The organism is bacterium, from assembly GCA_026398675.1.
GTDB lineage: Bacteria > RBG-13-66-14 > RBG-13-66-14 > RBG-13-66-14 > RBG-13-66-14 > RBG-13-66-14.
Window position 1 is genome coordinate 1 of record JAPLSK010000393.1, and the last position, 2092, is coordinate 2092.

Genomic DNA, 2092 nt, shown 5'->3' on the forward strand with positions numbered 1-2092 from the left:
CCAGCCGCGCCTCTCCGCCTTCGACAAGTCCACGACCACCACCAATCCGGTTTGGGGCGGAGAGACCGTCTACTACCGGGTAACCTTCGCCAACACCGGCTGGAACACCGCCTTTGACACCGTGATCACCGACCGCATCCCCGTGGGGATGCGGGGAACCAGCCCGGGGGTGGACAGCATCACGGTGGGCGGGCGCACCCTCTCCGCCGGCGCCGACTACACCGCGAGCTGGTCCAACCCGACCTACACCATCACCTTCGTCTCCTCCGACACTTCGCAGCCCGTCTCGACCAATGCCTCCTTCTCCCGCCTCACCGTGGGCGAGACCGCGACGATTAACTATCACGTCTTCGTAGACGCCGATGTCGGGGCCGGCTTCAGTATGACCGATGAGGCCCGCGTGACCGAATATTCGTCATTGCCCGGAAGCAACCCCGACGAGCGGGTTTACCCCGGCCTTCTCCCCGATTCCGAGACCCACTACACCGATGTAGCCGACGTGACCAAGGCCCAATCCTCGGAGAGTTACACGACGGGGACGGGCGTCGCCATCGGCGAGCCGCTTATCTACACGATCGACCTCGATCTCCCCGAAAACACCACCGCCTATGACCTCCTTTTCACCGACACGGTCGAGGACGGCCTTACCGTTACCAACGTCGCCGCCGCTCCCTCCGGGGCGCCTTTCTGGGCCGAAAACCCCGATGGGACCACATCGGTCTCGGTCGACTTCGGCGACTTCGGCCCCGGCCAGACGGGGGTCGACGCCGTCGTGACCGTCTCCATGTTTGTAGACCAGACCGATTCTTCCGACGACTGCGTGCTCCGCGGGGTCTCGTTTCTCAACCGGGGTTACATCGGCTGGAACGACCAGTCGTCCGGCGGGACCTGGCACACCGACACCTCGAACCAGGTGAGCAACACGGTGGTGGAGCCGGCGCTCCTGATCGAGAAAGCGGCCGTCCCCGACCATGGCGACGCCGGCGACACCATCTATTTCAGAATCACCGTCACCCGCGCCGGCGCCAGCGACTCCGACGCGTTCAACGCGGCGATCACCGACGTCCTCCCCGACGCCCTGACCTGGGCCGACAACCTCCAGGTCATCTCCGGGCCGGCCTTCACCGTCGACACCAGCGCTCTGCCCACGGTGGCCTTCGCCTATGAAACGATCGCCGAGGGGGCCGTGTCCGAATTCACCTTCGATGTCGTCCTGGAAAACCCGGTCGGCCCCTCCCAGATCGTCACCAATACCGCCGGCCTCGAGTGGACGAGCACCCCCGGCGCCAACCCCAACGCGCGGAACGGCACGGGGGACACCGCCTGCGACACCTATGACGACGAAGACAGCGCCGAGGTGACCATCGACGACAACCTCGCGATCGATAAAACCCTTCTCGGCGACGGCGACGCGGTGATCGGGGAGACCTTCCAGTACCGGGCGGTTTTCACCCTGAACGAGGGGACGATGTCCGCCGTCAAACTCGAGGACACTCTGGACAGCGGTCTCGCCTTCGTTTCCCTGGACAGCTTCACCGCCGATACCGCCATCACCTTCAGCGGTCAGACCGAACCGGTGATCACCAACCAGGGCGCGACGGCGACCTGGAACTTCGGGACGATCGTCAACCCGGCCGGACCGGCGGCGGACACGGTCACGATCACCTACACGGTCTGCTTCACCAACGTTACCGGGAACCAGAACGGGACTTTGTTGAACAACAATCTCGCCCTGACCTACGAGGGAGGGGGCCCGCTCTGGTCCGCCGCCTCCGACACCGAGGTGCTCGAGCCGGACCTGGCAGTCCGCAAGTCCCTCTCCGCCCAGACCGGCGATGCCGGGGACGTGATCACGGTGACGGTCGCCTTCAACCATACCACCGACAGCACCGCGTCGGCCCACGACATAACCCTCTCCGAGGTAGTGACCGAAGGGCTGATCTGGTCGGAGAATGTTCAGAACATAAGCGGTCCCGCCTTCACCTGCGATACCAGCGCGCTGCCGGTGGTGACCTTCTTCTGGGACGAGGCGGACACCTACTATACCGCGGCCGCCCCGGTCCGTTTCTCCTTCGACGTCACCCTCGCAAAT

The 2092-nt window shown here is 64.8% G+C and carries 1 protein-coding gene; it reads left to right on the top strand.

Annotated elements, in window-relative coordinates:
* Positions 1-2092, top strand: a 2092-nt coding sequence (locus NTW26_11695; protein MCX7022909.1) for an isopeptide-forming domain-containing fimbrial protein, incomplete at both ends; no start/stop codon positions are given.